The following is a 17,952-nucleotide window of genomic DNA, read 5'->3' on the forward strand; positions in this document are numbered from 1 at the left end:
CAAAAAGTCGTATCGTAAGAGCAATTCGACTTCATGCATCGGGCATCTGTTGCTCCATCGCCGCTGTTCGTACAATACTGCGGTCATGAGCCACGCTACCGCCTCGACCGCCGCCGACCAAAAATTGCTGGATGCCCTGCGCCGTTATTGGGGGTATGATGAGTTTCGGCCCCTGCAACTGCAGGCCATGCAATGTGCCATGGAGCATCGCGACTCGGTAGTTGTTCTACCGACGGGTGGCGGAAAATCCCTCTGCTATCAGGTACCGGCGGTTTGCCTCGAAGGCCTCACGGTGGTCGTCTCGCCACTGATCTCGCTGATGAAGGATCAGGTCGACGCACTTACCGATTGCGGCGTGCGTGCCGCTTGTGTCCACAGTATGATAGGCCCCGACGAGAAACGTCAGATCGCCGAGGAAATTCGCAGCGGTGAAATGAGGATGCTGTATGTGGCCCCGGAACGAGTCGTGCAGCCACGCACCATCGAATTCCTCAAGTCGATTCCTGTTGCCCAAATCGCTGTGGACGAGGCCCACTGTATCAGTTCCTGGGGCCACGATTTCCGTCCTGAGTATCGGCAACTGCGGCTATTGAGAAAGGCCTTGCCTGGCGTCGGTATGCACGCCTATACGGCGACAGCGACTGAACGCGTGCGTCAGGACGTCGCCGAGCAGCTTGATTTAGAGGACGCCCAGATGTTGGTGGGTGACTTCGATCGGCCTAATCTCATCTATCGCGTGAAGCGAAAGAATCGGGCCATCGATCAGATTCGCTCGGTTATCGATCAGCACCCTCGTGCCGCAGGCATCGTTTACTGCATCAGCCGCAAGCAGGTGGAAGAAACCGCCGCAACGCTGGCGGCAACGGGGGTGCGGGTGCGACCATATCATGCCGGTCTGGACGATGAGATACGACAGCGGCATCAAAGTGAATTCGCCCAGGAAGAGGTCGATGTGATCGTTGCTACAGTCGCCTTTGGCATGGGAATCGATAAATCCAATGTGCGATATGTGATCCACTCCGGCATGCCCAAGTCTCTTGAGCAATATCAGCAAGAAAGCGGTCGCGCTGGCCGCGACGGCCTAGAAGCAGAATGTTTGCTGCTCTATTCCGGGGGCGACGCGGCGTTGTGGCGGCGACTGATCGAGCAAGGAGCACAGAATCAGCCTGGAGCCGAAGAGGGGCAGCTAGGTGCTCTTGAAGCGCTTAATGCCATGTCCGACTTTTGCCACTCGGCGACCTGTCGCCATCATTCCCTCGTTGCTTATTTTGGTCAGCAGCTAGAACGAGACAATTGCGGCGCTTGTGATGCGTGCCTATGCGAGATCGAAACGATTGATGACGCTCTGACTATTGGGCAGAAAATTCTTTCTTGTGTCTTGCGATTGGAAGAGCGGTATGGAGCCGACTACACTGCGAAAGTCCTCGTCGGGTCGAACGACCAGCGGATCATCGAAAGGGGGCACGAGAAGTTAAGTACTCATGGCCTTTTGGAGGAACTCCCGCTGCGTACTGTGCGCGACTGGACGGAGCAACTGGTTGGACAAGGATTCTTGGAGAAGTCAGGCGAATACAACTTGCTCACCGTGACGCAATTGGGGCGTGAGATGTTGCGAGGCGAGCTCACTCCGAGGCTCTTGAAACCTGTTAAAGCGAGCAGTTCATCCAGAAGCCGATCGACAGAGGAAGGCGACCAGTGGGAAGGAGTTCACCGCGAGTTGTTCGAAGAACTCCGCAGGCTACGACGGGACTTGGCTCACGAACGGAGCGTGCCGGCATACATTGTGTTCGGCGATCAGAGCCTTCGCGACATGGCCCGTAGCCAGCCGACGACGCTCGCCGAATTCCGACAAGTGTCGGGAGTCGGCGAGAAGAAACTGAGCGAATATGGAGATGAGTTTGTCACCTGCATTCGTCAGTTTCTAAGTGCAGGTTAAAACGCATCGATCTCACTGCTCAAATCCTCAAATGCCAAGTCAAGTGCGACATTAACTTCTTCGTCCTCTTGCAGCGAGTCCGTGACTAGATGCAAGAAAAATGATTCTGCATCTTGGGTCGCAGCGTTACGTGTCAAAGAATGCTCTGACTCGAAGGTTTTCTCGAACACCGAGTCCATTGCAACGCGTCTCGCTGCCGTGAATGCTGGTCGAGATGAAATTTGGCTGATTCGCGAGGTTTGTACAATTCCTGCCAGTTCACTGAATTCTTCCTCTACCGCCGTGGAAACCAGGGCTATCGAGATATCAACGTCCGGAATCGCGAGTGAGGCTACCAATGGTGTCGTACCGTATTGAGTCTGCCAGACCCCTAAGTCCAATTCATCGACACTGCTATCCGTATTCGCGTCTCCATCAGCAAGCACTGGGCTGGCTTTGCCAAAGCCACGTTGCCAGGCAAGGAAATCGCGGCCATCAATATCACCGTCCTCATCGAAATCTGCTGAGTCGGTCGAAGGTGCCGGGATGAGAACCCGTACCGCATCGGCGATCACTACGGAACCGCCCGAGCTGGCTTGGGCATCGAGAACTATTTGGTTGGAGCCAGCCGTGAAAGAGAAATTCCCCAACGAAACCCAGGTCAGATTGTTCACCTTTTGGTCAATGCTGGCATCTTCAACGCCGTTACCAGTATTGACGTGATAAACCGTGTCGTCCGCTCGATTTGACCCGCTGGCATACTGGACGAAGACTTCTCCCTCACCGGCGAAGGGTGCGTAAAAATTCCAAGTCGCAGTGGCAGGACTGCCAACGACACCAAACCGATAAGTACCTCCATTGAATCCCGGGCTGGTGGAAGTCGTCCAAGTGCCAGTCTCAGTGTAAACACCTGGGCCATCGTCGTTGTCCAGGATCAGCTCCAGGTCGGAGAGCTCGACATCGAAGTTGAAAAAGTCAAGAACTCGGCCAAAGAAAGCGTTCCGCAGCGACTCGCTGGTGATCGTTTCAACTGGGAACGCCACATTCACTACCTTTGTGCCTGATCCGCTGTCGTATTGAATTCCCGCTCCTCCACCGGAGCCCCCGACATAACTGAGTGATGTGGTAGCCCCTCCCAGTGGCGAGATCCTGTCGGGGAAGTCCACGTTGTAGAATTGGTTGCCATTATCGAAGGAGAAGGTGAGTCCCTCAAAGATCGAGCCGACTGCCCCCTGAACATTGTAAGTATTGGCATCGTCTGCAACATAATCGGCCCGCAAACTGTTGTTGTAGAACGCTTGGCCATTATTCTGGCTATCGAGATCCCAAGCGATTTCGCTGCCGGAGACAAACAACTGGCCACCACTAGCAAGATAATTGGAAACGAGCGACTGCTCGGTTGGATCAAAGGTGTGATCGTCGGTCGACTCTTCGCCCAGAATCCAAAACACCGCTGAGTAATTGGCAAGTTGAATGTTACCTGAGATCAAAGCTTCGTTAGAAGTCGTGTCGACCACTAAGCCTGGAGCGCTAGCTTCAATTGCTGAGGCAACTTGTACGACGTAGTCATAAGAATTGCTCTGACGAGGACGTACCCGTTCCGCACCAGACTGGACCGGGTTTTGCTGGCGGCTAAGCCGGTCAAAACCATTGACGATCAGAATGTCTTTTGGTCCCACATTTGGGATTGCCGCAACAACTTCTGAATCGGGGGATGCTCCCCCCGCGTTGATGGTCACCACCTTAAAGTAATAGGGCCCTTCATTCGAATCGAGTCCAGTAAAAGTATGAGAAGTCGCCGCACCGCCCGCAACAAACGTTCCGCCATCGAAGCCATAACCATTGGTCGAACCGTAGACCATGTAGCCTGTAGCGGCATCGCCATTGTAGGTGTTCGCTACAGGAGGAACCCACGAAACGGTCACGCTGCCACTGCCGGCCGTCTCGGCTCGGATGCCAGTGACTTTGCCGGGGGCCATGGCGATCGGAGTAGCCCCCCCATCGATGGAATTAAAAAAGCGGACTAAGCCTTGCACAGTTGCCTGAGAGGTGGCCGCTCTTACATCAGCGTCGCGTAATAACTCAGCATCGAGTTGGCTGTCGTGAAACGCCACTTCCAAGATGGTCGCGTCGAACTCGTTGTTGATGTATAAGTTGTTGAGCTCACCGTAATTGAATGAAGCCTGGTACGTAATATTGTTGCCTCGGTCGTTCCAGTTGTGCTCATAAACACCATTCTGATCGACTAAGTCGTCGTTGACTTCCTTGCCAAGCGATTGAGCCAAAAGAAGTTGATTGGGAGTAGCGCCACCTGAGTTGGTGTTATGTAGACCAACAGTTCCCCGTCCGCCTCCGGCATTGGAATGAAACCCGACATAGACGCGATCTGAGATTGAACCTTCTCCAGACTGATTCATAAATTCAGCATAGCGGATGGGTGCACTCACATTGGCACTTCCATCATCTGACGAAGATCGATACTCAGAATCAGGAATTCCCTGGGAGTGATCGACATGCCATTTGATCCAGTAGAGTGAGGCCTCGTCTGATCGGTCGCGGCCGGAAACGCCTGCCCCTTGGTTGATGTCTCCTACGCCGTTGCCAAAGCGAATCATGTCGGCAATCACGACCCTGCTACCGTCACTGGATCGATTGCTGATCTCCACAGAGCCAGCGGTGCCCGCCTCAAAATAGTAGGTTCCCAGATAGATGATTCCGGTACCGACCATACGATGATTGACCGTGACTTCCGTGCTGCCCCCTGAATGATTCACTCGATACAGCTGATCCGATGCTCGATCCGAACCGGCACGCGTCCAGGCATAGACGGGATAGAAACCTGCTTCGGAGACATTAGGCCGATAGGTCGCTACCGCGGTTTCTGAAGCAGAGGTACTCGCAAAGCGATAAGGAACATCGCCTGGATCGCCAAAATAGACACTCGCGCTGCTGTTGCTCCAAGCACCTGAAAAAGTCACTTCTACATCATCGTTGTCAAGAATAATCTCGTTGGGTTGATGGCCAACCGGTCGCATTGGTACGACCGTCGCTCCGGCATTGAAGGCATACTCTGCGAATGAAGACATTTGGTCCTGGTTTCCCAGGTCTTCAATCATGTTTAAGAGCAGAGGACGCTGAAACCCCCAGTTGCCATTGCTGTTGGCGACAATGCCATGTCCACCACTCGTGTAAACGATCTTGCCAGAGAGCGCCCCCTCGGGCTGCGCACCAACGTCGACCAACCCTGCTGCAGCGAGAACCAGCCGTGGTTCGAGCGGCTCGTAGCGAAGCTGCTTTTCAGGATTTTTCTTGCTTGCCTTTTTCCGGCTAAGTGATGTTGAAAAACTCTTGGATATTAGTTTCAGCGATCTAAGATTCATCGGATACCATCAAAGGATTAAAGAATAAGAATGCGAACCAATGAGATTGGTCGCGGTGCCATTTGTTCCGGGAGTGCCAAGTTCCATTATACTCGGCATTTCGCCAAGAAACAGCTTTTGGCAGCCCCTATTTTCGGTGCGCAACGCAGACAACAGACTGCGCAAAACCTCGGTTTGCCGCTCAAGCGTTCCCAACCCATGGGCCTGAACGAGCTACGCGAGTCCCGGCAGTGCCTAATCTCACGTGTCCCATTGCCGGAACTCGCTACACTCGGTCCGGCCTACAAGAAGCTGAATTCTTATGGCATACTGCTAATTGATATGCGTTCTTAATCGTATTACAACTCACACGAAAATGATAAACATTCATTATGGAAACTAGGCTAACACTCTTGGGCTTGCTGTCGCTAACCACGCTCTTATTAAACATGACTAGTCTTGCTGCCGATGCGGTTGATGAGTGCGTGGTAGCCTCAGTAAACCCTCTCGCAACTCAGGCGGGACTGGATGCATTCGAGCAGGGGGGCAATGCTGTCGATGCTGCCATAGCCACTGCACTGACTTTGGGAGTCGTGGACAACCACAATTCCGGTCTAGGTGGTGGCTGCTTCATTCTTATTCGTTTGCCCGATGGATCATTGGCAGCCATTGACGGTCGCGAGAAAGCGCCAGCTGCTGCAACTCGCGATATGTATGTCCGTGAAGGTGTTGCACAGCCTGAGCTTAGTACCACGGGACCGCTGGCCGTCGCAGTGCCAGGCGCGTTGGCGGCGTATTCCCTCGCCTTAGAGAAATACGGCAAGCGGACCTTGCCTGAACTCATCTTGCCTGCAGCCGAGATCGCGGAAAAAGGATTCGCGATTGATCGGGTTTATTCTGGTAAGTTGGCAAGGGAAGCAAAAACGTTGGCAAGGCTCTCGGGCGGAAAAAATCCTTTGTTAAGACAGGATGGCAACCCCTATTCAGAAGGAGAGGTACTACGACAACCGGACTTAGCGAATTCTTATCGCCAAATTGCCGAGCACGGGTTGGATTGGTTCTATCGGGGTGAGTTCGCCCAGCAGGTTGGCCAGTGGATGGCTGAGCACGACGGAATTCTGACGGCTGCAGACTTCGCCACCTACGAGCCTGTTGAACGCGAACCCTTGGTAACGACTTACCGCGATTGGCAAATCATCGGCTTCCCCCCGCCCAGTTCGGGTGGTGTGCATGTGGCACAGATTCTCAACATCCTGGAAAACTTTGATCTGGCCCAAGAGTACGAGCGCGATCCGGTACGTGCGACCCACATCGTGATCGAAGCCATGAAGCTGGCCTTCGTGGATCGGGCCTATTGGCTCGGTGATGCTGACTTCGTCGAGGTGCCACGGGAATTGATCGGCAAAGATTATGCCAAGACACTTGCTGAGCGAATTGACCCGCAGAAGGCTCGGCCTGTCCCTCTGCACGGCGTTCCTCCCCGCGCGAAAGAGAAAGTCTTCGGCAAACACACCACACACATTTCCGCTGCCGATTCAGAAGGCTACTGGGTGGCAATCACCGCGACGGTCAACACCACGTTTGGATCCAAAGTGATTGTCCCCGGCACGGGCATCGTTTTGAACAATGAGATGGACGATTTCTCCAGCCAGCCAGGGGTACCCAATGCGTTCGGCCTGGTCGGAGCAGAGAACAATGCGATCGCTCCCGGCAAGCGCCCTTTGTCGAGTATGAGTCCAACCATTGTCCTCGACAAGCAAGGAAAACCAATCCTCACGGTTGGTGCCGCAGGGGGCCCGAAAATCATCACACAGGTCTTGCAAACACTTCTCCGCCATCTCGACTTGCAGGAAGAACTCCCCGCCGCAGTTGCTGCGCCACGCGTTCATCACCAATGGCACCCCGATAGCGTGCTTGCTGAAGCAGCGGTCCCTGCGAAAATCATCGAAGGTCTTAAGCAGAAAGGGCACAAGATTGAGTCGATTGATTCAAGCGGCGTAACGCAAGCCGTGGGATTAGACTCGAAGGGGAAATTGACCGGTGTGCATGATCCCCGCGTGCCAGGCAAGGCAGGGACGGTTACCCGTGAACAGAAGAAGCAATCAAGGAATTAAGGGAGTTAGGAAATTGTGAGATCCGTAGGATGGGGTGCTTGCACCCATCTTTGAAATGAGACCAAAGATGGGTGAACCTGTCGGCAGAGAGCGGAGTGAGTCAATGACCCGAATTGGCCGACTGAACCACCCATCCTACCGATGTGAATTACCGGACACCCTCACTTGAACTTACTTCTCGTAGCGAGAACCGGATGAATGATATATTAGTTCCTCGGCACACGATTTCGGAAATATTACGATAATGTTTCGACGAGAGAGGTTCTCATGCCACAAATCATCCAAGATACTGGTGAAAAGCCACTCGTCCTTCACTCGGCCGTGCAAGCTCCCTTGCCAAGCCTGAGTTTCTTAGAGCGAGCTTTGGTTTTCGCCGAACTTGCCATGATCTCGTATAATGACGAAAGTGAAGCCCACAGAGCATCGACAGCAATAGGCTTTCCCTCCGCAACATTGCTCGACAACGACGGAGCTCAAGCCTTTCTATTTCGCAATGATTACGATTGCGTCGTTGCATGTCGGGGGACGGAGCCCAACGAATGGAACGATGTCAAGGCTGATGCCAATGCCACACTAGCAGTGGTGGGTGCTCTTGGCAAAGTCCATAGCGGCTTTAACCGTGAGGTGGACGATGTATGGCCGTTGCTTGAAAGTGCGATTCAACAGAATGACAAAGATCTTTGGTTCTGTGGCCATTCTCTTGGTGGTGCGATTGCCACGATCTGTGCCTTCCGTTGCCTGCAGAGTTCGATGTTGGCCAACCCCCAAGAACTTCACACTTTTGGGAGTCCTCGTGTGGGTTGCAGGCGATACGTCAAGCAAGGCAACGTCAAACACTTCCGCTGGGTACACAACAATGACGTTGTAACCCGGGTACCGCCAGCGTGGATGGGTTTCCGCCACAGTGGCGAGGAGGTCTATCTTGATCGCTATGGTCGTATTCGTAAGCTAACAGGCGTCCTTCGCAGCCGGGATCGCTGGCGGGGACTCATGGCAGGGCTCTTCAAGTGGAAGCTGGACTTTCTTAGCGATCATAGTATCCACCAATATACCGACCACATCGCCCGAGCGGTCGAGAAGGAAAGCCAGTCGATAGTCGCGGGCCGAGATGACAAGGGTGACTAAGGTTTCGTCACGTGACCGAACACCGACGACTCAATGGCCTCCACCGAATTCACTGAGAAGCCCAATTGGATCGTCAGGAAATACAGTGGCTCCAACTCCGCAGATAGAAAGCCTTGGAATTGTTTCGACCAATGGCTCAATGCGTCGGTATCACGAAGTGACTAAAGCCCTTAGCCCTGGGTAAGGTAAAGTGAGCTCCGCGAACTTTGTCGCCACCCAGGATTACGTTTATCCTTAAATTGCACGCCGGATGCAATGGCAGCCTGTGCTGCTGCCACATCCTGAGGATCTCGGTGTCGCTTGGTCCGCCTTTCCGATTTTAGGCCGTCCATGGCTTCACTTCGCTCACTATGAGCGTCTTACTCGTTCCGTCGCGGATTAGCGAATCGACCACTCGGAGTGAAAGTCGATAGGTGCGTCGATGGTGCTGGCCCTCGTTGGCGGCAAGCGTAACTTCTCCATCCGCTGGCCGGTTGGTTGTAGTGCCCGATTGTTGTTACCGTAGGTGGCAGGCAGTAATGCCTTCTCTGGAGAGAAGACTTTTTCCCGAGAGAAACTGGGGGCAGATAGAATGGCGTCAGAACGAGATTGTAAATTGGTATTCTTTGTCCAGAGCCCGTTCGTCTCGGACAGTGATTTCAGCGGCCGCGACTCGACCTTAAGCAGAAGTTTTGAAGGTAGCGACTTCTCCCAGGCATTGCCAGCGACCGGATGATCAAACGGCGCTGGCTGATGTATTCGTGACATATCAAGTGAGCCAGGGTGATTTGGAGGTGCCAGTCTTTTGGTCGGCTGGTTAGCGGACGACGGACTCTGGAAGCCCGTTGGCTTCGTGTTAATGCCATTGAGTCCAAAGCCAGGGAGCCCAACTCCGATCTGTGCAGCGTGGTCGCTTCGCGAATCAAGTGGCCGCTGCCAAGGAAAGTTTGTCTGACCCCAGTCAGGCAAAGCCGCGCTATTAGGAATTTGGTTCATGCGTTTAACGGCGGGAATCGATGCGTGACTTTGAGTTTCCGGAAGCGGTTGAATACCGGATACCCATTGGTAGTCACGATTCACGCGATATGCCGACGTATGGTGGCGATATTCGTAAGCCTCGTGCTCCGCTTCCCAGTCGGTAGCCGACTCCAGATCGGCCCAGGCTGCCGAGTATTCCTCGGAATCAGGGGAGTTGCTCGGGCCCTTGTTGGCAGAAATCACTTGTTCTTGAGCAGCCGCGAGCGGGCCGAATTCAGACGGTTCCACGGCCGACGCACTTTGCACCTTGTTTTGACTTGTAACTGTCGGCGTCGTCGCAAGGTCGTCGCTGCGACTCATGAATTCATCTTTGGGAAAAAATACAAAAACGTTGGGTGCCTCGTTCAAGTCGCCATCATTAGCGAAAACGGGTCGCGATGCCTCATGAAGCGGTGCCGCCGCATGGCTATCGCCACTAGGCTGACTGTTTGCAACGGACTCCAGAACGGGTGCGGTTGCAACTAGAATCTTCTCGCGTCCGAACGCCAATAGCATCGCAGCCAGTGCTGCCGCAGCGATGACAGCCGTGAGCCAATGCCAAGAGAATCCAACGCGGGGACTCGTTGGAGAAATGAATGGAAACTGCTCGATCTCCCGTGGTTCCGCCTCAACGCGACGTTTGCACAGCCACTCATACGCGAATTGAATTTTCTTGAAGCGGGCTGCGGCGTAGGGGTCACCCTGGTTGCGATCAGGGTGATGCGAAAATACCAGCCGGTAATACGCATCCCGAACTTCAGTGGCACTTGCATCGCAGTGCAACCCAAGCGTGCGGTAGTGTTCGTGCGCGGGATCGTTTGCTTTCATGCGACCGTCATAGAAAGCCAAGTTAGGGAAAAGGAACCTTGCGATCGGAATTTAAGTTCCTTGAGAACTCACAAATCGCCTCTCGAACGTCAGGTGCAGAAGACTCAGTGCAGAAGCATCATTTTACTGGGCGACGGGCGCGGAGTCAAACCTGTAGCCAATACTCATCGTGGGCGAAAGAACGGCCGAATGTCGCTCATCTGAGAAGGCCGACTATGATCAGTAGCCCCTGACCGGCCACGACGAGAGCGGCAAGCCCGCCGAATGCTAAGATTCTCCCACTCTTCGTGGTGCCGATTCCGCGAACAACTGCACTAGAAGTCCTTCGATTTCATCCTGATGACAAATCAAAAGTTCGCACACAGGACAAAACCAGCAAGTCTTGTTGAGGATGACCATCCCCCAATCACTCACGTGGATAGCCAATGGAAGTTTCCGTTGCTTTGTCTTGCCGGAGAAGCTGGGGCATGAACTGGTAAAGCGAAGGTCTCTGTAGGGATTCAGAAAGAAACTGTACATTGGTATCAGATTACCCAGCCGCCGTTGCTCGTGATCCCTATTCACCTTCGACTTCTTTGTCATCGAAGACTCCCAGGTTATGTCAGAGTTTGTATCCCACCTGCAGCGAAAGACCACAATTTACATCAACGATGACCTTGCAGGCAAACCTAATTTTCCTAGCATTCGTCGCATTTATGGCGCTGCGACGTGGTCGGTGGGTTCGCGCCGTAAAAGTGAAAACGCTCCTCACGGACCTGACAACTCCTAACCCCAGAGCGAAGCGTGTCATGTAATAGCTGGCTGAATTCCACGCAAGCGAAAAACAACAAACTCGATCTCGCTATCAAACTGCACAAGTGGCAAACGCCGAAGCGATTTAGGAATTTAAAATTATGTGAATCATGGCGGGTTCATCACATCGTTATGACTCCAAAATCGATGCGTTCTGGCCGCATTGTGCCATTTTTCTTTGCCAGCCATTTCCCGCAACTTTGCGCAAGTTTTTGGCCACCCGATCTGTTAGAACAAAGTGAAAGCAGTCAGCCAACGGTTTTCAGACATCAAACAAGAGTATCGCATAAATATCTGGCAGACGGTTAAGAGCCAGCACGACGATCTTTGACAATCGAACTGTTTTTCATCTGGCCGCGAACTGCGACGTGGCTGAATCACCGTACGCGATGATCAGGCGTTTTAGGCACTCTCCCACTTGTGGAAGGGTAATTTAGCGGAGTTGCTGCCTCATCTTCGAGAGCTCGAAGCACTTGGAGTTTTGTCACGGAGAGGCGAGGTTTTGTTTTGTGAAAAAAGTTTTCTACGAAATCGACGAGACAAAACTCCCGCCGCGGCTGCGCAAGACCGAGCAAAGATGGGTGGCTTTACGCAACCTGTAATCTTGGGAATTCAGCTGGGGAAAAAGTGGATTACTTCTTCTCCGTGGCCAACTGCTCGGAGACTTTTTCTGTTTCTTCCATCACGCGCAGCAGATTCTCCCCCAACACTTTGTTGATGTCGGCTTCGTTATAGCCGCGATCTAACAGCGCCTGGGTGATGTAAGGATAACTGGCGACGTCGTCCAATTGCGTTGGCAGGACGGAGACGCCATCGAAATCGGAACCAAGGCCGACGTGGTCTATGCCTGCCACCTGAACGATGTGGTCGATGTGGTCGATAAGGTCGTGAATCGTGCCACGCTCCATCTTTGGTTCCTGCTTATCCCATTTTCGTATCTCAATGCGAACTTGGGTATCATCATCCAATTCCGCCTTGAGCTCTCGTTCGTAGTTTAGGCGACGATGATAACGATCCGCTGCAGAGGGGACCACAAATCCTGAAAAGAAATTCACCATCACGACTCCACCGTTCTTGGCAACTAACTTCAAGACATCGTCAGGGACGTTGCGAGGGCTGTCTGCTACTGCCCGGGCTGATGAGTGGGAGAAAATCACTGGGGCCTTTGTGACTCGCAGGACATGTTTCATCGTGTCCGGTGAAACATGAGATATATCAACCAACATGCCGAGCTTGTTCATTTCTGCAACGACGTCTTCGCCGAATGGGGTCAGTCCATTATGCCGAGGTTTGTCTGTCGCTGAATCGGCCCAATCAAGTGTGTCCGAGTGTGTTAGCGTCATGTAACGTGCGCCCAGGCGGTACAATTGGCGAAGTACATTGAGCGAGTTCTCGATCGAGTGGCCACCTTCGACACCAATGAGCGAGGCGATTTTCCCGTCGGCGCAGATGCGGCGAATGTCGGCCACGGTTAACGCCAGTTCAAAAGTCTCCGGATAGCGATCGATCATCGCATTGACCATCTCGATCTGTTCAAGCGTCGCCGTCAAAGCCGTGCCATCGTAAGCAGTGCTGGCGGGAACATAAACGGACCAAAACTGAACGTCGAGTCCCCCCTTACGTAGTCGGGGGATATCGGTCTGCAAAGAGTCTTGATGCTGCGATATGTCCAGGCGAGTGAACGAGAGAGACCCTTGGGCCCGCAGTTCCCAGGGTAGATCATTGTGGCCGTCGATAACGATTGCCCGCGAATGGATTTCCCGTGCCTGATCTGTGAGTACCACAGGAGATCGATCCTGCGGTCCCGCACTATCTTCTCCTCGACAAGTAGTCGAGAGAACTGCCGTTAGAATTACTGTCGAGGTAAAGAGGTAGTGGTTGTTTATTAATTCGTTCATGCAAATTGCCGTCAAATGAAGTTAAATAGTTTCAGCGTCTCGGCCCATGAAGGTCACAATGATTCCGAGTGCGACTACCTGCAAAGGGAGCAGTAGCCAAACAGAAACGCCCCAGCCCAAGGGAAGAGTACCGCAGATTATCGTGACGCCCGCCACTAGCAAGGCATACGGGAGTTGGGTAATAACATGAGCCATGTGATCGCAACCACAAGCCTGTGAAGAAAGTATCGTGGTATCGGAAATAGGCGAACAATGATCGCCGAACACGGCACCGGCCAACACTCCGCCGACCGATGCCAAGAGTATCGGATTTCCCGCTGGTATATCCCCCCCGTGGCTCCCTAGAAGCGAATGCGTGAGAGAAACGACGATCGGCAGCAAGATTCCCATCGTGCCAAAACTGGTGCCTGTAGCAAACGATAGGATCGCGGCCAACACGAACACCGTCGTTGGCATAAGTCTGGTGAAGGTAGTAAGTGAACCACTCGCAAAAGAGGGGCCGGTGTCATCTTCTTCGGTCACCAAGAACTGCGTGAGAAATTCTCCCGTGTAGAGCCGATGGCTCTTGAATTCATAGGGAGTGGCACTCATGGCCCCTTCGACTGAGCGACTGCCTGTCATTCGCGACAAGGCCGACGCGCACCAAAGGATCGCGATAGCCGGCAAAACTACTTTGGCCCCCTGCCCCATCGCACGTATTATTTCCTTTTCATTGGCCAATCGTTGCACCATCGCCAAGACAACGGCCAGTACCAGACCAGCCAGTGCGCCATATTGCAACGCCAGACTGGAGTCGGCCGCCCCGAGGATATCTCGGAGTTTGGGCGTCGGATCGCCAGGTGTAAGCGCGAGTGCTTCGAGGCCCGTGCTGTAGAGCAATGCCATGACTACCAAAAGGGTTGTCGCAATGGGAAGCACGGCATTAAACCAGCGGGCAGGGATCCCCTCACGAATATGCTCACTAAGTTCATCCACCGGGTGAAGCTTCGCTTCATCATCAAGAGTACTCCGCAAGCGGCGCCGCTCTGCTTTGAGCATCGGTCCAAAATCACGTCCTGAGAGTGCAATCATGGGTATCATTACCAGAGACAAGAGCACGTAAAAGCGATAGGGGATACTTCCCAGGAAGAGATCGATGGCCGTCACTTCGGTCGACTTGCCGAGTGACTCGATCCCTTCGCGAACGTAATCAATCTCGACCGCAACCCACGTCGACAAAAGCGAAATACCCGCCACAGGCGCGGCCGTTGAATCAACCAGATAGGCCAACTTCTCCCGGGAAACTTTTAAGCGATCGCAGAGCGGTCTGAGCGTGTTGCCCAGCAGAATAGAGTTGGCATAGTCGTCGAAGAATATCATTAAGCCTAAGAGCCACGTGACCATCTGCCCTCCGCGGCGCGTCTTAGCGAGGGGCGATATAAGGCCGATGAGACCCTTCATGCCGCCGCAATAACAGATCACGCCAATCATGGCTCCCATCATGAGAGTAAATGAAAACACGCGGAGTTTGCCGGGGTCCGTGAACGTGGGCCAGAGATGCAATTCAAATAGGTCATGCAGAGCGGGCCAGGGATTCCCACCTTTGGTGATGAGCACTCCGCAGAATAGACCTACGACAAGCGACAAAGTCGCCCGACGCGTGGTAATAGCCAACACAATCGCCACCAAAGGGGGCAGCAAGCTCAGCCAGCCGTACGGATGCGTTGTCATAAATCAAGATCTGCTATCGATGAAAACTGACAGAAGCCGATGATCGTGGTTCGTGCGCGTTCAATTTCCATTACCTGGCTCAGAAATGGGCTGCTGCCAAGCCCAGCGATAAAGATTGCGAGCATCGACATATCGGCCGTCAGAGGACGTTGCACCGAGAATTACAACAATCAATGACTCCCCATTGCGAGTTCCTTGAGAGACAAGGCATGCCCCAGCGGCATTGGTCGTGCCGGTTTTAATTCCCTCGTAGCCTTCGGTACGCAAGAGTCGATTGGTATTTTTCCAAGCAAGATTCCGTTGATAACCACCTGGACCCGTCACGGTGCAACCATGTTGGTTCGTAGCAACGTACTCGCGGAACGTGGGGAGTTGCATGGCATGATGGGCCAGCTTCAACAGATCGCCGGCAGTAGATTGATGTCCTTCTTGTGGCAGTCCGTTGGGATTCTTAAACCCTGTGCTGGTCATCTTCAGTTGAATAGCCATGTCATTCATAGCTTGAATAAAGCAGTCATAGGCGTCCCGATCTCTGACGTTACTATCTCCCAGAAGACGAGGTCCAAAATGTTCGGCAATCGCTACGGAAGCGTCATTGCCCGAAGGGAGCAGTAAACCATATAGCAATTCTCGTACGGAAATCTTCTCCCCGGCTCGAACGCCTGCGGTGGAGCCACCCGTATTGTCGGCTCTCTTCGAAAACTCTACGATTTCATCCAAGACTTCCGGGTGATCTTGGGCATAATTGAGCACTAAGTAAGCAGTCATGATCTTTGTAGTGCTCGCAATGTCACGCTTTTCGTCTTCGTGCATTCCCCACAAGAGATTACCAGATTTGCTATCGCCAATCGCCCAAGCCTGGCAGGTAGTCGCAGGTGGACCAGTTAGTTTCTCCGCAGGCTGCTTCTTGATTTTTTCTGCATTGAAAACTGCGGGATCGGGAGCCGGTTGTTCCTCGACAAGTGGTCCCAAAGCTGCCCACAACTGGGCATCAACTTCGCCAGTTTCTTTTAAACTCTCCTGACGCTGAAAGGCCTTAACGGCTTGCTCGGTCTGGGGACCAAAGTCACCGTCTGTCCCGATATCGAGCGAGGGTTTTAGACGAACATTGAGCGTGCGTTGCAACGCTTCCACCAAGGCGCCCGTATCACCCGACTTCAAGATCTGCGGTCCAGCAGATTCCTCATCGGTGTCGTTGTGGAAATAATCGTAAGCCGCTTTGGCGATATTTGCACACAACAATTCAGCTGCATTATCGTCGCTCCAACCACGATCTTCGATGTTCGTGGTCAAAACACAGAGTGCAATCGGTCCGTCGCGGCTTTCAATAATCCCCGCGTCGGTTCGCGTGTCGGAAACCGCCCCGGTCTTGTGTGCCACGGTCAAACCAGGAGGCAGCAACCGAGGGAACTTCGACGTATCATCGCAGGCTCTCAAGTGGGCAAGCATTTGTTTGCTGGCATGCTCACTGACAAGTTGACCCGCTTGAAGCTTTTCCAGCAGGGAAACCATATCCTTGGCAGTCGTGCTCCCTAAGCCATATTTGCGACTTCGATCAGGAAAAATCGACGTATCACGCCGATACACCTTGGAATTCAAAACCGTTTCCGCAAATCCCATTGATTTCATTAACTCAGCCGTGCTGGGTAAACCGACTTGATCGATCACCAGGTTGGTTGCCGTGTTGTCTGAATATACAATCATGAGATGGATTACGTCTCTGAGCGACAGTTCTGAGCCGTCAGAGAAATGGGCCGTCAGGATTCCCGAACCTGGTACTTTATCCTCGTCTCGCAAGGTGACTCTTTGGTCAAGGTCCAGCTTTCCATCTTCAATCGCTTGGTACGTCGCAATCATCAGCGGAAACTTGATGAGACTAGCCGTGGGCATTGATTCGGTCGAGCGATACTCAAATTCCTCGCCGGTTTCAAGCTGCTTGATCATCACGCCGACTTCCCCCTCAAAGGAATCAATCAGCGGCTGAATCCGGCTCGCCAGATCAGCACCGACCACCGGGGACGTTCCAAAGATTGCGAGCCCCATAAACAACCACTGGATCGACAGAACGAGAGACCGTTTAACCCGATGGTTTGAGTACGAAGGGAACATAGACATTACTCCAGACGGATATCGAGGAACCTAAGAAACTTGTAAGAGCTGTACTCCGTTGCCGTCGACGTCTGGATAGTTACACTTACCTTTGTCGACCACTACTCCGGTGGCGATGTCCTGAGCCAGCAGCACTGCTCCGTCCATGTCAACATAGTCCAAGAGTGGCAGCAACTGAGCAATTGCAGAAATCCCAACGCTCGACTCGGTCATGCAACCGACCATTACCTTCATGCCCAGGTTGCGAGCCTCATCGATCATCCGTCGAGCCGGGGTCAGGCCACCACACTTAACGAGTTTGATATTAATGCCATGAAAATGATTGTGGCAGCGGGAGACGTCAGCTTCAGTGATACAGCTCTCGTCAGCAACGATGGGGAGGGCCGACTCCTTGAACACTTTGCGGTAACCGCCCCAATCGTCAGCCGGGAGTGGCTGTTCGATAAACTCGACATTCAGCGATTTTAGTTCATGCGAGTTGCGGATTGCCTCGTCGGCATTCCAGCCGCAATTTGCATCCACACGAAATACGGCATCGGTGGCCTTGCGAAGTTCGCGGACGATTTCTAAGTCGTGTGCAGTGCCCAACTTGATTTTGTAAATTGGCCAACCTGGCATCTCTTCCAACTTGGCAAGCATCACATCAATGTTATCAATGCCGATCGTGTAGTTCGAAAGCGGCGCGTTCTTGATGTCGAGTCCCCACAATTGGTGAACCGGTTTCCCCTGCTGTTTACCCCACAAGTCGTAGGCAGCCTGATCCAAGGCACAGAGCGCAAACGGACAATCCTGAAGCTGCGGAGCGACTTCGTGCCAAAGTGCAGGTGGATCGAGAGTCTCGGTCCTTTCAAGAGTTGGGCGAACCCGCTCGAGGCCTTCCTTCATTTTGGCAAGCGACATACCATAGTAGGTATTAGTCGTAGCCTCTCCATATCCCTGATGTTTCCCGTCGGAGAGTTCGACAATCAACGTGGGTTGGATATTGGTAGACTCGCGTGAAATTGTGAACGTATGCTGCAAGGGCAGTTCGAACTCATGCGTTATCAATTCCACGACTTTTTTCCAGGCAGATAGGGTGCTTGAGCACAATATGGGAGGAGCCTGAA

The 17,952-nt window shown here is 53.1% G+C and carries 11 protein-coding genes; 4 read left to right on the forward strand and 7 right to left on the reverse strand.

Annotated elements, in window-relative coordinates:
- Positions 1-85: 85 nt before the first annotated feature.
- Positions 86-1,936 (forward strand): DNA helicase RecQ, encoded by a 1,851-nt coding sequence (recQ, locus tag Pla144_RS16190; RefSeq protein ID WP_146451748.1) that lies wholly within the window; start codon positions 86-88, stop codon positions 1,934-1,936.
- Here recQ and Pla144_RS16195 read toward each other — a convergent pair.
- Entirely contained in the window at positions 1,933-5,295 is a 3,363-nt protein-coding gene (locus Pla144_RS16195; protein ID WP_146451749.1) for a golvesin C-terminal-like domain-containing protein, read from the reverse strand. The genes recQ and Pla144_RS16195 overlap by 4 nt on opposite strands.
- Before the next feature lie 30 nt (positions 5,296-5,325).
- Here Pla144_RS16195 and Pla144_RS16200 point away from each other — a divergent pair, with 30 nt between their 5' ends.
- The 3 genes from Pla144_RS16200 (at position 5,326) to Pla144_RS16210 (ending at position 8,513) form a co-directional block, all read left to right on the forward strand.
- Positions 5,326-5,628: a hypothetical protein gene (locus tag Pla144_RS16200; protein ID WP_146451750.1), complete on the forward strand. Its 303-nt coding sequence runs from the start codon at positions 5,326-5,328 to the stop codon at positions 5,626-5,628.
- Between the two features lie 38 nt (positions 5,629-5,666).
- Positions 5,667-7,388, forward strand: coding sequence for a gamma-glutamyltransferase (gene ggt / locus Pla144_RS16205; RefSeq protein ID WP_146451751.1), 1,722 nt, complete (start codon positions 5,667-5,669; stop codon positions 7,386-7,388).
- A 267-nt stretch (positions 7,389-7,655) separates the two neighbouring features.
- Positions 7,656-8,513, forward strand: a complete 858-nt coding sequence (locus Pla144_RS16210) for a lipase family protein (protein ID WP_146451752.1) — start codon at positions 7,656-7,658, stop codon at positions 8,511-8,513.
- Positions 8,514-8,891: 378 nt separating this feature from the next.
- Here Pla144_RS16210 and Pla144_RS16215 read toward each other — a convergent pair whose 3' ends face one another.
- From Pla144_RS16215 to Pla144_RS16240, 6 genes are all read right to left on the reverse strand, one after another.
- On the reverse strand, positions 8,892-10,337 hold the full coding sequence (locus Pla144_RS16215; RefSeq protein ID WP_146451753.1) for a J domain-containing protein: 1,446 nt from the start codon (positions 10,335-10,337) through the stop codon (positions 8,892-8,894).
- Between the two features lie 267 nt (positions 10,338-10,604).
- A complete protein-coding gene (locus Pla144_RS16220; RefSeq protein ID WP_146451754.1) occupies positions 10,605-10,919 on the reverse strand; it encodes a hypothetical protein in 315 nt (104 codons plus the stop codon).
- A gap of 842 nt (positions 10,920-11,761) precedes the next feature.
- Positions 11,762-13,027 carry a dipeptidase gene (locus tag Pla144_RS16225; RefSeq protein ID WP_146451755.1) on the reverse strand — a complete coding sequence of 422 codons (1,266 nt, stop codon included), beginning with the start codon at positions 13,025-13,027 and terminating at the stop codon, positions 11,762-11,764.
- Between the two features lie 21 nt (positions 13,028-13,048).
- The gene (locus Pla144_RS24665; RefSeq protein ID WP_197530744.1) at positions 13,049-14,737 is read right to left on the reverse strand and encodes a Na+/H+ antiporter NhaC family protein; all 1,689 of its coding nucleotides are present in this window, start codon (positions 14,735-14,737) and stop codon (positions 13,049-13,051) included.
- A gap of 60 nt (positions 14,738-14,797) precedes the next feature.
- A complete protein-coding gene (locus Pla144_RS16235; RefSeq protein WP_197530745.1) occupies positions 14,798-16,846 on the reverse strand; it encodes a serine hydrolase in 2,049 nt (682 codons plus the stop codon).
- Positions 16,847-16,876: 30 nt separating this feature from the next.
- The gene (locus Pla144_RS16240) at positions 16,877-17,899 is read right to left on the reverse strand and encodes a dipeptide epimerase (protein WP_146451757.1); all 1,023 of its coding nucleotides are present in this window, start codon (positions 17,897-17,899) and stop codon (positions 16,877-16,879) included.
- Between the last annotated feature and the right edge of the window lie 53 nt (positions 17,900-17,952).

Origin of the sequence: Bythopirellula polymerisocia, from assembly GCF_007860015.1 — a bacterium.
In the GTDB taxonomy this organism is placed as follows: domain Bacteria; phylum Planctomycetota; class Planctomycetia; order Pirellulales; family Lacipirellulaceae; genus Bythopirellula; species Bythopirellula polymerisocia.